This window comes from Kitasatospora sp. NPDC096128 (genome assembly GCF_040303105.1).
GTDB lineage: Bacteria > Actinomycetota > Actinomycetes > Streptomycetales > Streptomycetaceae > Kitasatospora.
The window spans coordinates 50,870-67,729 of sequence record NZ_JBEOSP010000017.1 but is presented as its reverse complement, the minus strand read 5'-3'; the positions used below and the strand labels follow the sequence as shown (position 1 = coordinate 67,729).

At 74.5% G+C, this 16,860-nt stretch carries 13 protein-coding genes, 2 pseudogenes and 1 riboswitch; of the genes and pseudogenes, 6 read left to right on the top strand and 9 right to left on the bottom strand.

What is annotated here, in order from left to right:
• Positions 1-119 precede the first annotated feature (119 nt).
• From ABTY61_RS20280 to ABTY61_RS20270, 3 genes and pseudogenes are all read left to right on the top strand, one after another.
• Positions 120-1,040: pseudogene (locus tag ABTY61_RS20280) on the top strand (pseudouridine synthase); the annotation flags it as partial.
• A 171-nt stretch (positions 1,041-1,211) separates the two neighbouring features.
• The gene (locus tag ABTY61_RS20275; RefSeq protein WP_350506394.1) at positions 1,212-1,970 is read left to right on the top strand and encodes an SDR family NAD(P)-dependent oxidoreductase; all 759 of its coding nucleotides are present in this window, start codon (positions 1,212-1,214) and stop codon (positions 1,968-1,970) included.
• Positions 1,967-3,034, top strand: coding sequence for an S-adenosylmethionine:tRNA ribosyltransferase-isomerase (locus tag ABTY61_RS20270; RefSeq protein WP_350506393.1), 1,068 nt, complete (start codon positions 1,967-1,969; stop codon positions 3,032-3,034). The genes ABTY61_RS20275 and ABTY61_RS20270 overlap by 4 nt, the downstream gene beginning before the upstream one ends.
• Positions 3,035-3,070: 36 nt before the next feature.
• Here the strand turns inward: ABTY61_RS20270 and ABTY61_RS20265 are convergent, their stop codons facing one another.
• From ABTY61_RS20265 to ABTY61_RS20255, 3 genes are all read right to left on the bottom strand, one after another.
• Complete coding sequence (locus tag ABTY61_RS20265; RefSeq protein ID WP_350506392.1) at positions 3,071-3,475, bottom strand: nuclear transport factor 2 family protein; 405 nt, start codon at positions 3,473-3,475, stop codon at positions 3,071-3,073.
• 113 nt (positions 3,476-3,588) lie between these two features.
• On the bottom strand, positions 3,589-7,269 hold the full coding sequence (locus ABTY61_RS20260; protein ID WP_350506391.1) for a SpoIIE family protein phosphatase: 3,681 nt from the start codon (positions 7,267-7,269) through the stop codon (positions 3,589-3,591).
• Positions 7,270-8,357: 1,088 nt separating this feature from the next.
• Positions 8,358-9,830 (bottom strand): MFS transporter, encoded by a 1,473-nt coding sequence (locus ABTY61_RS20255; protein WP_350506390.1) that lies wholly within the window; start codon positions 9,828-9,830, stop codon positions 8,358-8,360.
• 121 nt (positions 9,831-9,951) lie between these two features.
• On the opposite strand from ABTY61_RS20255, the gene ABTY61_RS20250 reads away from it, so the two are divergent.
• Positions 9,952-10,491 (top strand): winged helix-turn-helix transcriptional regulator, encoded by a 540-nt coding sequence (locus tag ABTY61_RS20250; protein ID WP_350506389.1) that lies wholly within the window; start codon positions 9,952-9,954, stop codon positions 10,489-10,491.
• A gap of 103 nt (positions 10,492-10,594) precedes the next feature.
• On the opposite strand, the gene ABTY61_RS20245 is transcribed toward ABTY61_RS20250, so the two are convergent.
• From ABTY61_RS20245 to ABTY61_RS20225, 5 genes and pseudogenes are all read right to left on the bottom strand, one after another.
• On the bottom strand, positions 10,595-11,806 hold the full coding sequence (locus tag ABTY61_RS20245; protein WP_350506388.1) for an alpha/beta hydrolase family protein: 1,212 nt from the start codon (positions 11,804-11,806) through the stop codon (positions 10,595-10,597).
• A gap of 107 nt (positions 11,807-11,913) precedes the next feature.
• Positions 11,914-12,144: pseudogene (locus ABTY61_RS20240) on the bottom strand (steroid 3-ketoacyl-CoA thiolase); the annotation flags it as partial.
• Complete coding sequence (locus ABTY61_RS20235; RefSeq protein WP_350506387.1) at positions 12,143-12,970, bottom strand: hypothetical protein; 828 nt, start codon at positions 12,968-12,970, stop codon at positions 12,143-12,145. The gene ABTY61_RS20235 and the pseudogene ABTY61_RS20240, both read right to left, overlap by 2 nt.
• Before the next feature lie 242 nt (positions 12,971-13,212).
• The gene (locus ABTY61_RS20230) at positions 13,213-14,280 is read right to left on the bottom strand and encodes a serine hydrolase domain-containing protein (RefSeq protein WP_350506386.1); all 1,068 of its coding nucleotides are present in this window, start codon (positions 14,278-14,280) and stop codon (positions 13,213-13,215) included.
• Positions 14,281-14,489: 209 nt separating this feature from the next.
• Positions 14,490-14,906, bottom strand: coding sequence for an HIT family protein (locus ABTY61_RS20225; protein ID WP_350506385.1), 417 nt, complete (start codon positions 14,904-14,906; stop codon positions 14,490-14,492).
• A 177-nt stretch (positions 14,907-15,083) separates the two neighbouring features.
• On the opposite strand from ABTY61_RS20225, the gene ABTY61_RS20220 reads away from it, so the two are divergent.
• Positions 15,084-15,272 carry a YegP family protein gene (locus ABTY61_RS20220; protein WP_350506384.1) on the top strand — a complete coding sequence of 63 codons (189 nt, stop codon included), beginning with the start codon at positions 15,084-15,086 and terminating at the stop codon, positions 15,270-15,272.
• Positions 15,273-15,365: 93 nt separating this feature from the next.
• On the opposite strand, the gene ABTY61_RS20215 is transcribed toward ABTY61_RS20220, so the two are convergent.
• Positions 15,366-16,061, bottom strand: a complete 696-nt coding sequence (locus tag ABTY61_RS20215) for an MSMEG_1061 family FMN-dependent PPOX-type flavoprotein (RefSeq protein WP_350506383.1) — start codon at positions 16,059-16,061, stop codon at positions 15,366-15,368.
• A gap of 144 nt (positions 16,062-16,205) precedes the next feature.
• On the opposite strand from ABTY61_RS20215, the gene ABTY61_RS20210 reads away from it, so the two are divergent.
• Positions 16,206-16,520 (top strand): antibiotic biosynthesis monooxygenase family protein, encoded by a 315-nt coding sequence (locus ABTY61_RS20210; protein ID WP_350506382.1) that lies wholly within the window; start codon positions 16,206-16,208, stop codon positions 16,518-16,520.
• A gap of 200 nt (positions 16,521-16,720) precedes the next feature.
• A riboswitch (FMN riboswitch) is annotated at positions 16,721-16,848 on the top strand.
• The last annotated feature ends 12 nt before the right edge of the window (positions 16,849-16,860 follow it).

The following is a 16,860-nucleotide window of genomic DNA, read 5'->3' as shown; positions in this document are numbered from 1 at the left end:
TTCCCCGCCCGGCCCCGGGTCAGCACCTCGGCGCGGGGGGCGCACCGGCGTGCCGGTGCCCCGGGCCCCGGCACCTCGCTGCGGGGGTGAGCGGGGCGCGCACTAGGCTGGGCCGGGAGATGAGACGCAAGAACCGCCGCCCGACCTCGCCCCTCCCGCAGCGCCTCGGCGTGGACCCGGTGCACCTGCGGCTGCCCCTGGAGGGCGACTGGCCGACCGTGCGGGAGCACCTGGTCGAGCGGCTGCCCGCGGTGGCCGCGGTGCGGATCGAGGCGGCGCTGCGCGAGGGTGAGATCGTCGGCGAACAGGGCCCGATCGCCTTCGACGAACCGTTTCGCCCCGGCGCGCACCTGTGGTTCTACCGGGACCTCCCGGCGGAGGTGACCGTCCCCTTCGAACTGGTGGTGCTGCACCGCGACGAGCACTTGGTGGTGGTCGACAAGCCGCACTTCCTGGCCACCACCCCGCGCGGCCGGCACGTCGTCGAGACGGCGCTCTCCCGGCTTCGGCACGGCCTCGACCTGCCGGCGCTCAGCCCCGCGCACCGGATCGACCGGCTCACCGCGGGCCTGGCCATGTTCGTGGTCCGCCCCGAGGACCGCGGGGCCTACCAGACGCTCTTCCGCGACCGCCAGGTGCGCAAGGAATACCAGGCGATCGCCGCGTACGACCCGGAGCTGAACCTGCCGCGCACGGTGCGCAGCCACATCGTCAAGGAGCGCGGGGTGATCGCCGCCCGGGAGCTCGACGCGCCGCCGAACAGCGAGAGCCGGATCGAGCTGCTGGAGCGCCGCGACGGCCTCGGCCGGTACCGGCTGCAGCCGCTCAGCGGGCGCACCCATCAGCTGCGGCTGCACATGAGCGGTCTCGGAGTGCCGATCCTCGGTGACCCGGTGTACCCGGTGGTGCTGCCCGAGCCGGACCCGGACGACTTCCGCCGGCCGCTGCAACTGCTCGCCTCGACGGTCGAGTTCACCGATCCGCTGACGGGTCGGGAGCGTTGCTTCGAGAGCCGCCGCACGCTCGCCGCCTGGGACGACCCGTCCGGCTGGGCGGCCGGGGGGCTGACGTCTCGCCGGGGTCACGGGTCACGGGCCACCCCGGTCCCGGTCCCGGTCCTAGGTCCGGCTCGCGGTCTAGGGCGAACGGAGGACCGGGTCCCGGTTCGGTCGGCCGATCCGCCGGCCGCCCGGCGGCGCGATCGTTGAGCCATGAACGCAGCACCGCACACCGATTCCGCCCCCGTCGCCCTGGTCACCGGCGCCTCCCGCGGCCTCGGGCTGGCCCTTGCCCACGCCCTCGCCGCCGAAGGCTGGCGGCTGGTGATCACCGCCCGGGGCGCGGCCGAACTCGCCGGGGCCGCGGCGGGTTTGGCAGCCGTGACCGAGGTCGTCGCCCTACCGGGTTCGATCGTCGACGACGACCACCGGGCCCACCTCGCCGAGGCCGCCGAGCGCCTCGGCGGCGCGCGCCTCCTGATCAACAACGCCGGCTCGCTCAACGGCGCCGCCGCGCCCGGCGCCGAACCGCTGCCCCGGCTGGCCGACTTCCCGCTGCCGGATCTGCTGGAGCTCTTCGAGGTCAATGCGCTCGCCCCGATCGCCCTCACCCAGCTCGTCCTGCCCCAACTGCGGGCCCGCTCCGGCGCCGTGTTCAACATCAGCTCGGACGCGGCCGTGGTCCCCTACCCCGGCTGGGGCGGTTACGGCGCCAGCAAGGCCGCGCTCGACCTGGCCAGTGCCGTACTCGCCCGGGAGGAGCCGGAGTTGAGCGTCTGGGCGGTCGACCCGGGCAGCATGCGCACCCGGATGCTGCAGGAGGCCAGTCCCGGCGAGGACATCTCCGGCGAGCCGCTGCCCGAGCAGGTCGCCCCACTGCTGCTCGACCTGCTGCGTGACCGCACCCCCTCCGGCCGCTACCGCGCCGAGGACCTGGCGGCCGTGCCCGCCCCCGCCCGGGGTGGACGATGACGACCCTGGCCGCACTCGGCCTCGACGTGACCGTCCCGCCCGAACTCTCCGCCCGTGCACCGGCGGAGGCCCGCGGCGCGGCCCGGGACGGGGTGCGGATGCTGGTCGGCCGACGGGCGGGCGGCGCCGTCGAGCACCGCCGTTTCACCGAACTGCCCGAGGTGCTGCGCCCTGGGGACCTCCTGGTGGTCAACAACTCGGCCACCCTCCCGGCGGCCCTGCCGGGCCGGCTGCCCGACGGCACCCCGGTCGCCCTGCACCTGTCCTCCGCCCAACCCGATCAACGGGGCTCCCACCTGGTCGAGTTGCGCCGGTCGGTGCCGGGTTCGGCGGCGGCCTACTACCCGCCGGAGGAGTCCCCGGCCCGCCCGGGCCTGAGCGTCGCCCTGCCGGCCGGCGGCGCGGCCGTCCTGGTGAAGTCCTTCACCGACCGCCTCTGGTTCGCCGAACTCTCCCTGCCCGCACCCCTGCTGTCGTACCTGGCGCTGCACGGCCGGGCGATCCGGTACGGCTACGTGGACCGCGACTGGCCGCTCGAGGCCTACCAGACGGTCTTCGCGACCGTCCCCGGCAGCAGCGAAATGCCCAGCGCTGCGCGTCCGTTCACGCCGGACACGGTGGCACGGCTGGCCGGCCGGGGCGTGCTGGTCGCGCCGCTCACCCTGCACACCGGGGTCGCCTCGCCGGAGGCGCACGAGGCCCCGTACGCGGAGCGCTTCCACGTCCCGGCGGCCACCGCCCGGCTGGTCGGCCGTGTCCGGGCCGAGGGCGGCCGGGTGATCGCCGTCGGCACCACCGTGGTGCGTGCCCTGGAGTCGGCGGTCGCCCCGGACGGCACGCTCCAGGAGGCGGGCGGCTGGACGGAGTTGGTGGTCACCCCGGAGCGCGGGGTCCGCGCGGTGGACGGCCTGCTCACCGGCTGGCACGAGCCGCGCGCCTCCCACCTGCTGTTGCTGGCCGCCGTCGCGGGCCGCCCGCTGCTGGCAGCCTGCTACCGCGGGGCCGTGCAACAGCGTTACCTGTGGCACGAGTTCGGCGACGTCAACCTGCTGCTGCCGGACTGACCGGTGTTCCTGGTGCCGATCGGGGGCGCCGCGGGTTCATGCCAGCAGGGTCTGCGCCACGTGGTGGGTGTCCAGGTACTCGCGGACGGCGGTGATCAGGCCGTTCTCCACGGTGAACACGCCCAGGCAGTGGTTCTCGTACGCGGCGCCGTTGGCGGCCCTCCCGACGACGGTCCACTCGGCCACCGCCTGCGGGCCGTCGGCGAGGACGCTCGTGAGGGTGATGCTCGGCAGGCCGTCGGGGGCGAACAGGGTGCCGACCTGGCCGAGGAAGTCCCCGAAGATCTCCTGCTTGCCGCGCCAGGTGCGGGAGAGCGCCAGGCCGCCCGGGTACGTCCAGGCGGCATCCTCGGCGAACAGCGCGATGGCGGCGTCGAGTTCACCCGCGGCCAGCCGGGTGACGTACTCGGTGACGACGGTGCGGGCGTCGTTCTGCTGCATGGTGGGCTCCTGTGGTCCGTCCGGCCGGGGCTCTCCCGCCGTGGCACCAGCAAAGCCCCATGGTCGCCCCGGCGGCCAACAACCCCGGCCGGCCGCCGACAACCACTGGTTGTTCACGCAGGCGGGAAGCCTGGCGGCAGCTCCAGCTCGAACCAGACCACCTTGCCCTCCCCGGTCCGGCGACTGCCCCAGCGGTGCGCCAGCTCGTTGACCAGGTGGATGCCGCGCCCGCCCTCGTCCTCGCTGCGGGCGCGCCGGATCCGGGGCGTCTCGCTCTCCCGGTCGGCGACCTCCACGGTGAGCACCCGGTCGCAGAACAGCCGCAGCTGGGTGGGCGATCCGGCGTGCACCAGGGCGTTGGTGATCAGCTCGCTGGTGAGCAGCTCGGCCCCGTCGGCGAGCGCGGTCAGGCCCCACGTGGTGAGTGTCTCGCGGGTGAAGTGCCGGGAGTGGGCGACCATCGAGTGGTCGCCGGTGAGGGGCAGGGCGGCGATCCGGTCGGCGCCCGCCGGGCGGACCTGCGCCATGATGACGGCGATGTCGTCGTCCTGGGTGCGCCCGGTGAGCCGGGTCAGGACGGCGTCGCAGGTCTGCTCCAGCGAGCGGCGCCGGTCGGCGACCGTACGGCAGAGCAGCTCCAGCCCCTCGTCCAGGTCGTGGCCCCGGCGCTCGACCAGTCCGTCGGTGTAGAGGGTCAGGATGGCCTCCTCGGGGAGGGTGAACTCGACGCTCTCGAACGGGACTCCGCCCACGCCCAGCGGTGCGCCCGGCGGCAGTTCGACCAGGTGGGCGTTGCCCTCGGTGTCGGCGACCACGGGCGGCAGGTGACCGGCGCAGGCGGCGGTGCAGCTGCGGTCCGCCGGGTCGTAGACCACGCAGACGCAGGTGGCGAACTGGCCATCGCCGAGCGCCGAGGTGGCCTCGTCCAGCCGGTGCAGGACCCGCACCGGACTGAGCTCCAGGGTGATCAACGTCCTTGCCACCGTCCGCAGTTGTCCCATGGTGGCGGCGGCCCGGATGCCGTGGCCCATCACGTCGCCGACGATCAGGGCGACCCGGCCGGAGGAGAGCGGCACCACGTCGAACCAGTCGCCGCCGACCTCGCTGACCACGCTGCTGGGCAGGTAGCGGTGGGCCAGCTCCAGGCCGAGGGTTCGGTGGATCTCCTGCGGCAGCAGGCTGCGTTGGAGGGTCAGCGCGGTGTCCCGCTCCCGGCGGTAGAGCCGGCCGTTGTCGATCGCCAGCGCGGTACGGGCGGCCAGCTCCTCGGCCAGCGAACGGTCCGCCGGGTCGAACGGCACCGGATTGTGGGTGCGGACGAACTCCGCGCCGCCCAGCACGAGTCCGCGCGCCATCAGCGGCACCATCAGGTACGAGTGCACCCCGGCGGCCAGCCCCGGCTGCACCCGGTCGGGGGAGGCGACGATCCGGCGCAGCTCCTTCTCCGTCACCTCGGGGACCAGGATCGACCGCCCGGTGCGCAGGCTCTGGGCGTACACCTCGGCGGACTGCGAGGTCTCGCCGACCTGGTCCGCGGCGGCCGTCATGGTGCCGTCCGCCGCAGCCTCGCCGACCGCCACCGCTCGCATCAGCACCGGCCCGGCCCTCGGCACCGGCCCCGGCTCCTCGCCGCCGAGCACCGCGTCGCGCAGGTCCACCGTCACGAAGTCCGCGAATCGCGGGATCACCACGTCCACCAACTCCCGTGCGGTGCTGTGCAGATCGAGTGTGGTGCCGATCCGGGTGCTGGCCTCGTTCAGCAGGCCCAGCCGCTGCTGGGCGGCCCAGGCCTCGTCCAGCGCCCGCTGCCGGGCCGCGGCCGCGTCCCGCTCGCGGGTGAACAGCAGCGCGTTGTCGATCGACACCGCCGCCCGCACCGCCAACTCCCCGGCCAGCGCCAGGTCCTCGTCCTCGTACGGGCGCGCGACCAACGTCCGGTAGAAGCCCGCGACCCCGACCGGATTGCCGCGCGCGATCAGCGGGACGACCATGAACGAGCGCACGTTCTGCTCCCGCACGGCGGCCGTGCGCACCGGATCCTCGGCGAACCAGGCCATGCCCTCCTCGTCCATCCGCGGCACCAGCACCGGCTTGCGGTGCGCCAGGCTCCACGCGTACGGGGAACCGGGCAGGAACCGGTGCACCCCGCCCAGCCGGGCGATCGGCGCCAGGGTGGAGCCGTGCACCGAGTGGAACGCCATCCGCCGCAGCAGCGCCGAACCGTCCGCCGGTGCGTGCGCCTCCCGCTCGCCGCGGACCAGCTCCTCCAGCACCTCCACCACCACCGTGTCCGCCAGTCGGGGCGTCGCCACCTCGGCCAACTCGTGGGCGGTGCGGTCGAGATCGAGCGTGGTGCCGATCCGGGCGGAGGCCGCGTTCACCAGCGCGAGCCGCTCCTGCGCGGCCTTCGCCTCGCGCAGCGCCTGCTGCCGGGCCAGCACCGTCTGGTGCTGGCGCAGGTACAGCCGGGCGTTGTCGATCGCGACGGCCGCGCGCGAGGCCAGCTCGTCGCCGAGCGTGATGTCGGCCTCCGCGAAGGACTCCCGCTCACCGCGCCGCGAGTACACCACCATGCCGAGCGTCGTGCCGCGCGCCACCAGCGGGGTGATCCGCACCGAGCGCGGCCGGTCGCCCAGGAACGCCCGGCGGCGGCTCTCGCTGAGCGCGTCGGCCAGCGGCGACAGCTCCCAGGACGGCACCACCACCGTCCGCCCGGTGATCAGCGCCCGGGCGTACGGGGAGTCCGCGGGCAGCTCGTACACCGAGTCCACCGGCAGCGCATCGGCCGGGTACAGCGGATCCGCGGTGGCCAACGCCAGCCGGCGCACCAACTGGGCGGAGTCCGGCACGGGCGGCTCGACGTTGCGCCCGGCGATCAGCGCCTCCAGCGCGAACACCCCGCTGATGTCCGCCACCCGGGGAACCATCGCGTCCGCCAGCTCCCGCGCGGTCTGCCGCAGGTCAAGCGTGGTGCCGATCGACGCGGTCGCGTCCACCAGCAGCGACAGCCGCTCCTGCGCCCGGGCCGCCCGGGCGTCGGCCCGGTAGCGCTCCGTGACGTCGATGATGGTCGCGCTCACCCCGAGCACCCGCCCGCCCCGGTCCGCCAGCCGGAAGTACGAGGCCGACCAGGCCCGGTCCCGCTGCGGATCCCCCGGCGTACGGCCCTGCGACCGGAAGTCCACCACCGGCCGGCCGCTCGCCAGCACCTGCCGCATCACCGCCTCGGCCTCGGCCCCGTTGATCCCGGGCAGGACCTCGGAGAGCCGGCGGCCCAGGTGCTCCCGCGCGGGCAGGCCGTTCGCCACGGCCAGCGCCTCGTTCAGCCGGACGTAGCGCAACCCGGTGTCGAACACCGCCATGCCGACCGGGGACTGGGTGAAGAAACCGTCCAGCACGGCCAGGTCCGCCTGGATCCGGCGCAACGTCGTCACCTCCGACGCCACCGCGAGCACCAGCGGCACCCCGCCGGGCCCCCGGACCGGATGGGTCCGGAACTCCAGCTTCACCAGATGCCCGTCCCGGTGCCGCACCGGAAAGACCCCGGACCACTCCCGGCCCGCGAGGATCTCCCGGAACAGCGCCAGCACCTCGGGCCGGTGCTCGTTCGAGGTCAGCAGCCGGGCCGCCTTCGCCCCCACCGCCTCGTCCGCACGGTAACCGAGCAGCGCCTCCGCGTCGCCGCTCCAGTCCAGGATCCGCCCGTCGGCGTCGATCAGCGCCGTGGCGATCGGCACCATCAGCAGGGCGTGCTGCTGTGGCTCCCCCCGGCGCTGCGCGTCGTCGTCCACCATGGCCAGAGACCCGCCCGGAGCTCGTTCCCACCAGCCCTGCCATCCTCGCACGCGGCCCCCACGCCCCGCCCCTCGTGGCCCACCCCTGCCGGACACGGACAGAACACCGGGCTTCTTCGGCCACCCCACCCCACCACGCCGAGGGCCCCATGCCCGCCTCCAGCAGAGGATCCACCACCCCCGGACGACCACCACCGCCAACGATGACTCCCACGCCCCGCACAGGAAGTCGACCAACTGAGTCACCAACTCGACTTTCTGCGCAGCCGTATCGGGCGCAACGGCCGCCCGGTGCGCATTCGGCGGCCTTTCGGGGCTGGACTTCCTCCGTCGGCTCGGCTCGGCTCGCGGCCAAGCGGCCCTTCCCGCCGCGGCCGGGCACTCGCCGCCTCGCGCGGGAAGTCGGCCGGGTCGACTTTCTATGCGCCCTGATTGCGGCTGGTTGGCGCAGTGGCCGCCCGGCGCGAATCTGGTGGCCGTCCACAGGAAGTCGGCGGGTCCGACTTCCTGTACCGGTCCGGCCCGAGGCCATGCGGGGATTCCCGCACCGGCGGCGGGCTGGTCGCCACATTGCGCAGGAGGTCGGCCGGGTCGACTCTCTGTGCGGCCGGGGTGCGGCCGAGCGACTGCGCCGGGCGCAGCGGTTACCGGTCTTGCATTCCTGCGTGAAAGGTCGATGGACCCGACTTCGGCGGGGACTGATCGGTCGGCGTTCGGTCGCCGTCTTGTGCGGAAGGCGGCGAGCCCGACTTTCTGTCTCGGTTGCTGTGCACGGAAAGTCGGCGGGGCCGACTTCCTGCGCAGGATCGAACCGAGTCCAAGTGGCCCTATTCGCTGCGGGTGGCCGGTCGCCGCGTTGTGCGAATGTGGTGGCTGTGCACGGAAAGTCGGCGGGCCTTATTTCCTGTGTCGGTTCGGGCCGGGCCTAAGCGGCCCTTCCCGCTGCGGGCAGCCGGTCGCCGGGGTGCGTGGTACGTCGGGTGGGTCGATCTCCTGTTCCGACTCGGTTGACTGGGGTTGAGCGGTTCGTGTTCGGGGGCCGGGCTGTGTGGAAGTCGGCCGGGTCGACTTCCTGTGCGCTTGCTGGGTCATCGGGCCGGGGCGGGGGTGCGGGTGGGCTCTGGGGTGGGGGCGGGGCGGCGGTCGGCGCGGTGGGCGGCCAGGGCGAGGGCTGCGCCGAGGAGGCAGAGGGCGGCGGCGACCAGGACGGCGCGGTCGGTGCCTGTGGCGAGCGCGCGGGCGGCGGCTTCGGGGCCGGGGGTGTGGGGGTGGGCGGAGGCGGCGACGGTGACCGTCACGGCGACGCCGAGGGCGGAGCCGAGGTAGCGGGAGGTGTTGTTGGCGCCCGAGCCCATGGCCGCGCGGTGGGCGGGGACGCTGCTGACCGCCAGCCGGGCGAGGGCGGCGTTGAGGACGCCGCTGCCGAGACCGGCCACGGCCAGGCCGGGGGCCAGCCGGAGCCAGGAGGAGCCGGGGGTGAGCCCGTACAGGCCGGCTTCGCCGAGGCCGCAGACGAGCAGGCCGAGGGCGACCTGGGTGGTGGCCGCGAGGCGGGCGGCCAGCCGTCGGGCTTGGAGGGCGGCGACCACGGAGAGGCCGGACCAGAGGGCCAGCACGCCGCCCGCCGCCAGCCCGGAGAGGCCGAGCACGCCCTGCAACAGGGTGGGCAGGTAGCTCATGAAGCCGACCAGCGAAAGCCCGGTGAACAGGGCGCCGCCGGTTGCGGCGATGAATCCGGGGCTACGGAACAGGGCCAGGTCGAGCATCGGCTCGCGGACCCTCGCCTCCACCACCGCGAAGGCCGCGAGCAGCGCCACGCCGCCGACCAGCAGCACCACCGCCGACGGCCGCCCCCAGCCGCTGCGGCCTTCGGCGAGTCCGGCGATGAGCAGGGTGGTGCCGGCGGCGAGGGTGAGCACACCGTACGGGTCGAGCGCGCGGGGCTGTTCGGCCCGGGATTCGGTGAGGCAGGCGGCGGCGCAGGCCGCCACGGCGGCGGAGACGACGGCGAGTCCGCCGCCGACCGCGCGCCAGCCGGCCCACTGCTGGACGAGCGCGCCGTACACCGGCCCGACCGCGATGCCGAGGCCGACGGCCGCGCCCCAGATGCCGAGCGCCCTGATCCGTTCGGGTCCGGCCGGGTGGGCGTGGCTGATCAGGCCGAGCGCGGGTGCGAGGACGGCGGCCGAGGCGACGCCGAGCAGTACCCGGGCGGCCAGGTAGACGGTGCCGCCGGGAGCGAGCGCGGCCAGGGCTTCGGCGACGGCGAACAGCAGCACGCCGGAGGTGAAGACCCGCTTGCGGCCGTGGTCGTCGGCGGCGCTGCCGGCCGTGAGCAGGAGTGCCGAGATGCCGACGAGGGTGCCGGTGAGGATCCAGGTGAGACCCGAGGCGCCGAGGTGGGCGGCCTGGGCGGTGGCGGCGAGCGAGGCGGTGGGGGCGGTGTAGGCGACGGTGACCAGGGCGGTCGCGGCCGCCGTGACGGCCAGCGTGGCACCGGGCCGGACGGGCCGGACGGGCCGAACGGGAGGGGCGGACGTGTTGGGTGGCGCGGGGGGCATGGGTGTTCCCTCCGGAGGGCGGACCGATTGGTCTGGTGAATGAACCTTCGTCTCGGGCAGCACGCTACCACTGTGAGTCTGTTCATTGAACCCACTTCGGCCGTGGACTACGCTGGCCCGCATGGCGCTGGGAACCGACTACGAACTGCAGGACTGCGCACTGGCCCGCGCCCTGGAGGTGGTCGGCGAACGCTGGAGCCTGCTGATCGTCCGCGACGCGTTCTACGGTGTGCAGCGCTTCAATGACTTCCTCGCCCACCTCGGCATCCCGCGCGCCGTACTCACCGCGCGCCTCAACGCCCTGGTCGCGGCCGGGGTGCTGCGCAAGGAGCCGTACCAGCAGGCGCCGCTGCGCCACGGCTACCTGCTCACCGACGTCGGCCTCGAACTCTGGGGCCCGCTCTACCAGTTGAGCCGCTGGGGCGGCCGGCACGCCACCCCGGGCGGCCCGCACCACCTGTTCGCGCACCTCGCCTGCGGCACCGACCTGGACCTCATCGGCGCCTGCCCCGCCTGCGGCGGCGGGCCCGTCCCCCCGGCCGAGGTCACCATGCGCCCCAACCCGGCCCACACCGGAGGCCGCCGCGAGGACCCGGTCTCCCGCGCCCTGGTCCGCCCGCACCCGCTCCTCGAACCGATCGCCTCGGCCGCCGCTGCTTAGACCGTCTCCTCCGGAGCGCCGCCAGGGCGGCGGGCAGGCCGACGAGGCCGCCGGCTGGTCGCCGGCGGCCTCGGGGTGCGGTACCTCAGGGGGTTGCTGCCGGTCAGGAGTTGAACCGCACCTCCGGGTTGGCGGCGGTCGGTCCGTCGAGCAGCGGCTGGTCGATGCCCTTCAACTGGAGGTCGAAGAACGCCCCGACGTACTGGCGGGTCAGCTGGACGGCCCGCTGGCCCGACAGGGTGGTGTCCGGCCCCTGGGGCATGCCGAGCGCCTCGAAGAACAGCGGGAAGTCGGTGAAGCTGCCGTGGTCGGCGCCGTCGACGGTCAGCCACCGCTTCCAGCCGTCGAGCCGGGACCAGCTCTTGGTCCAGCTGGTGTCCTCCCCGCCGCCGGGCAGCGGGTGGCCCATCATCAGGAACGGCTTGCCGCCGATGCCGGACTCGGGCACCAGGTAGTCCATGCTGCCGTCCAGGTCCGCCCCGGCCTGGATGCGGTCGTCGGTCACCAGTGCCGGGACGGCGGCCGCGCCGCCGGCCGAGTGCCCGGCCATGCCGATCCGGTCGCGGTCGATCATGCGGGCGTAGCGCCAGGCGGGGTGGGGGCGGGCGGTCAGCTGGTCGATGACGAAGGAGACGTCCTTCGCCCGGCTCTCGTCCAGGCCCTGCCAGGCCTCGGGCGTCTTGAGCGTGCCGCACACCACGCAGGGCAGCGTCTGCCCGTCCGGGAAGGTGGTGCCGGTGTTCTCGTAGGTGTGGTCGACCAGGGCCACCACGTACCCGCGGCTGCCCAGGTCCTCGGCGAGGCTGGTGAGCGAGGCGCGCGGCATGGTGAAGCCGGGCGACAGCACCACCAGCGGGTAGTGGCCGCCCTTCGGCTGCGCGTCCGTCGCGGACCAGGTACGGGTGTTGGTCACGTCCTCGGTCGGGAGGGTGTTGCCCGGGAGCTTGCCGTCCAGCAGCATCCGGGCGGCCGCGGCGGTCATGTATGGAGCCGGGCTGCCGGTTCCGGCGTGCGCGGGGTAGTACATCGTGACCATCAGCTGACGCGGCCCGGCGGAGGGGACCCACGGGTCCGGACGGTTCTGGTCGACCAGGTGCAGGACCTCCTGCCCGACCGCGTACGGCCCGGTCGGGCGCGGGAGTTCGACGTGGACGGCGGTCGGGGCGGTGGTGGCGCCGGCGGCGGAACCGGTGGCGGCGGCCGGGGTGGCGGGCGCCGCCAGGGCCGGTGCGGCCGCGGCGATCGACAGGGGCAGCGCGAGCAGCAGGGCGGCTGCGGCCGCGGTGGTGCGAAGGCGGTTCGTGTGTCGGCTCATGCGACCGACGGTAGGTCGGGACGCGGGAACTGACGTCCGCTCAGCGATGTACTGATCCCTTGGGGGATGGGCCTTCGGCGGCCCCTAGGGGAAGCTGTGGATCGGTCGAGCGCCTCCAGGACGGTGGCGTCGGCCAGGCCGCCCGCCTCGCACATGGTCTGCAGGGCGAACCGCCCGCCGCTGCTGAGCAGTTCGTACACCAGGGTGGTCATCAGGCGGGTGCCGCCGGCGCCCAGTGGGTGGCCGGGGGCGATGGCGCCGCCGTTGGCGTTGAGCCGGGCCGGGTCGGCGCCGGTCTCCTGCAGCCAGGCCAGGACCACGCTGGCGAAGGCCTCGTCAGGCGTTCGCCAAGGCGCTCCGGGGCCGGGGGCGGGGCCGGGGTCCGGGTCGGGAGCGGAGTTCCTCCAGGAACTCCGCCGCCGCGCGGGCATTGGACACCGGGAGGGTGAGCGGCAGTCCGACCGGCCGCGTCCGGATCTCCAACTCCCCGAGTCCGGACGCCCGGACCGAGTGCACCTCCGCCCACCGATGGGCCTCCGTCGGGGCCAGGTGATGCGCGGGCCGGTGCACCAGCCCGGCGGCCGTCACGGTCAGCCGCCCCCGGGCGAACCGGACGCTCCCCTCGGTGCGCAGCGTCTCGTGAAGGGCGGCCCGGAGGCCGGGGGAGAGGCGCTCGTCCACCTCCCGCACCAGCCCCTCCAAGCCGTGCAACTGGGTCAGCACCAAGGGCCTGTCCGCGTCGGCGAGCCATATTCGACCCCGCTCGGGCTCCCGGCGGTGCCCGCCGGGGGAGTACTCGGCGGCCTCGATGCCCGCCCACAGCAGCCGCCGCTCGCCGCCGTCCGCCCCGACCAGCGCCAGCCCGCCCTCGTGGACCCGCACGGAGTGCAGGCCGGGCGCGCGTCGCAGTACGCCGTACCCGCTCACGGCCACCACCGCCACAGCCGCCACCACGGGCGCGGGCCACCACTCACCGAGCGCCAGGCAGAACGCCAGCGCCAGGACCGCCGCAGCCGCGTCCAGCCACGTCCGCGCCCGCCACGGGACCGGCCGGAACGCCCGGTGCACCCGCACCACCGGTCCGAGCGGACCGGCCGGCCCGCACCGGGCCTGGCCGTTCTCCATGAACGACTGCGCCCACGCGGGCGACCACACCATCGCCACTTCGGCCTCCTTGCCCTCGGCGCTCTCCTCAACCGCCCCCCACCGGCCAACCGTCCCCCACCGGCCAACCGCCCCCAACCGGAACTGCGGCTGTCGGATCACCAGGATCGATCACCCACCGCCTTCGGGGACAGTGCCAATCGACACCTTTTGGCCCGAAACAGCCGGACTGTGTCCGGAGCAGGGGTGCCGTTCGGCCTATCGGGCTCCGGGACGGCCGCCAAGCAGCGGTACCCCGCCGCTCAGCGCCCGGCCGCGCCGAGCCCCACCTGCAGCCGCCGCAGCAGCGCCGTGCCCGCCGCGTCCACCGGCCGCCGGGAGTTGGCCAGCACCACCACCCCCACCTGCTGCTCCGGGTCGAACGCCAGGAAGGAGCTGGACCCGCCCGTCCCCCCGTTGTGCCACAGCTGCAGGTGCCTGCCCTGCTGGGCGTGCAGCCGGTGCCCGAGCCAGCCGAGGTGCGTCCAGGCGCACGGGTTGACCCGGTGGCGGGTCTCCCGGGTGAGCAGCATCGAGGGTGCCAACGGCGCGTCAGGCTCGCGCTCGGCCGCCAACTGCGCCCGCAGGAACGCCGCGAGGTCGGCCGCGGTGGAGCGGAGCCCGCCCATGCCCGGGAGCGCCGCGAAGTCCCAGGACGGCACCGGCCGCCCGCCCGGCGCGTGGCCGGGGGCCAGCCGTGCGGACTGTTCGGCGTCCGACCGCAGGCAGGTGTCGGTCAGCCCCAGCGGCGTGCAGACCTCGCGCGCCACCAGTTCCCCGTACCCGGTGTCGGCCCGGTGGGCGAGGGCCAGTCCGAGCAGTCCGGCGCCGAGGTTGGAGTAGCGGAAGTCGCGCCCGGGGACGGAGCGCAGCCGCGTCCGCGCGAGCCCGGAGAGTATTCGCTCGGTCGTGCAATGGGCGTACGGGTCGGGCTGGTTGGGCCGGAGCAGTCCGCGCAGCACCATGCCCCGGGGCAACCGGGGGAGCCCCGAGGTATGGGTGGCGAGGTGCCGCAGGGTGATCGCCTCCCCGTGCCGGGTCGGCACGGCCGCCGGGCGGGGGAGCACCTCCTCGAGCGCCTCCGCGAGCGGCTCGTCGAGGCGTACGACGCCGTCGAGCGCCAGCTTGGCGAGCGTGAGTGAAGTGAACACCTTGGTGACCGAGCCGATGTCGAACAGGGTTCGGGCCCCCGGGACTTGGCCCCCCGGCCCCGTCCGCCCGGCGCCGTGGACCGCCACGGCGTCACCGGCCAGCCCGGCGACCACCACGCCGACGCGCCGGCCGGCGAGACGGTCGGCGGTCTGCTGCACGAGGCGGGCCAGTTCGTCCATGTGGGCGAGCCTAGGCGCCCGCGACCTGCGAAGTCGTCCGCCCGGGAGATGATTTCGCCCATCCGGGATGCTCCCACGGGTGTACGCCCCCGTGCTCACCGCAACGCCCCCAGCGCCCAACCCCCTTGCCGCCCAACCCCCTTGCCGCCCAACCCTCTTGCCGGCCGGCCCCCTTGCCGGACGACCCCGTCGGCCCCCCGCCGCAGCCCCTACCCCTCCCCGAGCGCCGCCCGCAGCCGCGCCGCGACCTCCGCCGCCCCCGCCTCGTCCGGGTACTTCCCCCGGGGCCAGAAGAACCCGCGGAGCCCGTCCTTGGGGTTGCGGGGCACCACATGGACGTGCAGGTGCGGCACCGACTGGCTGATCCGGTTGTTCGCCGCGACGAAGCTGCCCGCCGCGCCCAGGCCCCGCTCCACCGCCGCCGCCACCCGCTGCACCCGCAGGAAGAACGGCCCGACCTCCCCGGCCGGCAGGTCCGCCAGGGTCCGGTGGTGGGCGCGCGGCACGACCAGCACGTGGCCGGGGAACAGCGGACGGCGGTCCAGGAAGGCCACCGCCGCCTCGTCGTCCAGCACCCGGTGTGCGGGCTCCTCGCCCGCCACCACCGCACAGAACACGCAGTCCATCCGTCCATTCAAACCACCGACGGCCTCCCCGGCACCCCCGCAAACCCGGATCCGCCCGGCTTCACCCGTCCGGCGGCCGACCGCGTGCGCCCGGGCCGGCGGCGGGCGCACGGTGCTGCGAGGGGGAGGGGGACGGGCCGACGCGGCGCACCCGCGCCGCACGAGGAGGTGGCCCGGATGTCGGGCAAGTTCGAGGTCTACCAGGACGCCGGCGGCAAGTACCGGTTCCGACTCAAGGCGGGCAACGGCGAGATCGTCGCCACCGGCCAGGGCTACGCCAGCAAGGACGCCGCCCACAAGGGCGTCGAGGCCGTCCAGCGGGCGGCCGACGGCGCACCGGTGATCGACCTCCCGAAGGCCGCCTGACCCGGCCCGGGACGGGCGGAAGCCCCGCGGCCGGGCCAACACCCGACCCGCCGTGGGGCACCACCGGCCGTGGGGCACCACCGGCCACCGCCCCTACTCGTACCGGTACAGCAGCGCCTCGCGCTCCGTCTGCTCGATCATCTCGACGGTCAGCGAGTCGTCCCGCAGGTGCGACAGCGTGACCTCCGCCGATGTCGGCTGCTCGTCCTTGGCCAGCCAGTTCTCCGGCTTCCACGCGGACGCACGCAGCAGCGACTTCGGGCAGTGCGCGTACACCTCCTCGACGGCCACCACGATCGCGCTGCGCGGCGGCTTGCCGACCGCCGTCAGCTGCCGCAGCAGCTCCGGGTCGGTGGAGACACAGGCCCGCCCGTTGACCCGCAGCGTGGTGTCCCGGCCCGGGACGACGAAGAGCAGGCCGACCCGGCCGTTCTCCAGGATGTTGTGCAGGGTGTCCAGGCGCTTGTTGCCGGTGGCGTCCGGTATGGCCAGGGTGTGCTCGTCGAGCACCGAGACCAGCCCCGCCGGGCCGCCGCGCGGGGAGACGTCGCAGCGGCCGGCGGCGTCGGAGCTGGCGACGAACACCAGCGAGGAGCAGGCGATGAGCCGTTGGGCGACCTCGTGGAGGTGGTCCACCTGCTTGCGGCGGGCGTGGTCGCCCGGCTGCTCGTAGACCTCGCGCAGCTGGGCCGGCTCGGTGAGGGCGCCCGCGCTGAGGGCGGCGAACAGGCCGTTCGGGGCCTGCACGGAGGACGATGACGGCGCGGGGGCTTCCGGTGTGAGGGTCATACCGGGAATCTAACGGAGGCCCCTTCCCGCACCGCTTTCCGGGAGTTCCCCAACTCTCCGTGAAAGAGTCGCTCCACCCCTCCCCACCAGCGGTTTTCCGCCGATAATGGGGCCAGGGACTGCAGCCAGCCGGAGGTGGTGGCCGTGATCGTCAGAATCTGGGCCGGGCAGGTCACGGCCGATCGCATCGAGGAGTTCTGCGCGCACCTGCTCAGCCAGGTGATCCCGCAGCTGGGGCGGACGGACGGTTGCCTCGGCAGTGAACTGTTGCGCTCGGTGACCGAGGGCGGGCACCGGGTGCTCGTGGTGAGCCGCTGGCGCGACGAGGAGGCCCTGCGCGGGTATGCCGGGCCGATGTGGCGGATCCGGCCGGTCTGGTCGGAGGGCGAGCTGCACTACCTCCTGCACCCCCCGGAGGTCAGCCACTTCACACCGATCGCCGCACCCGCCGCGCTCTGAGCCCGGCCGGGCCCGAACGCCGGGCCGGGCCCGAACGCCGGGCCGGGCCCGAACGCCCGGCCGGGCCCGAACGCCGGGCCGGGCCCGAACGCCGGGCCCCGCCGCGCATTCCCCGTAAGTCCGTGAAACAGGCCACAGCGGAACCCTCTCCCTGGGCTTGCGCCCCGCGTGGCACAATGACGTCAACAGCAGTGACGTTCAGCGCACTCCGGGGTCGGTGAAAATCCGAACCGGCGGTTACAGTCCGCGACCCGTCCGCAGCCAGCGGCCGGTTGACCAGGTGAAATTCCTGGACCGACGGTTAAAGTCCGGATGGGAGGCGTGCGCGGGCGGACGAAGA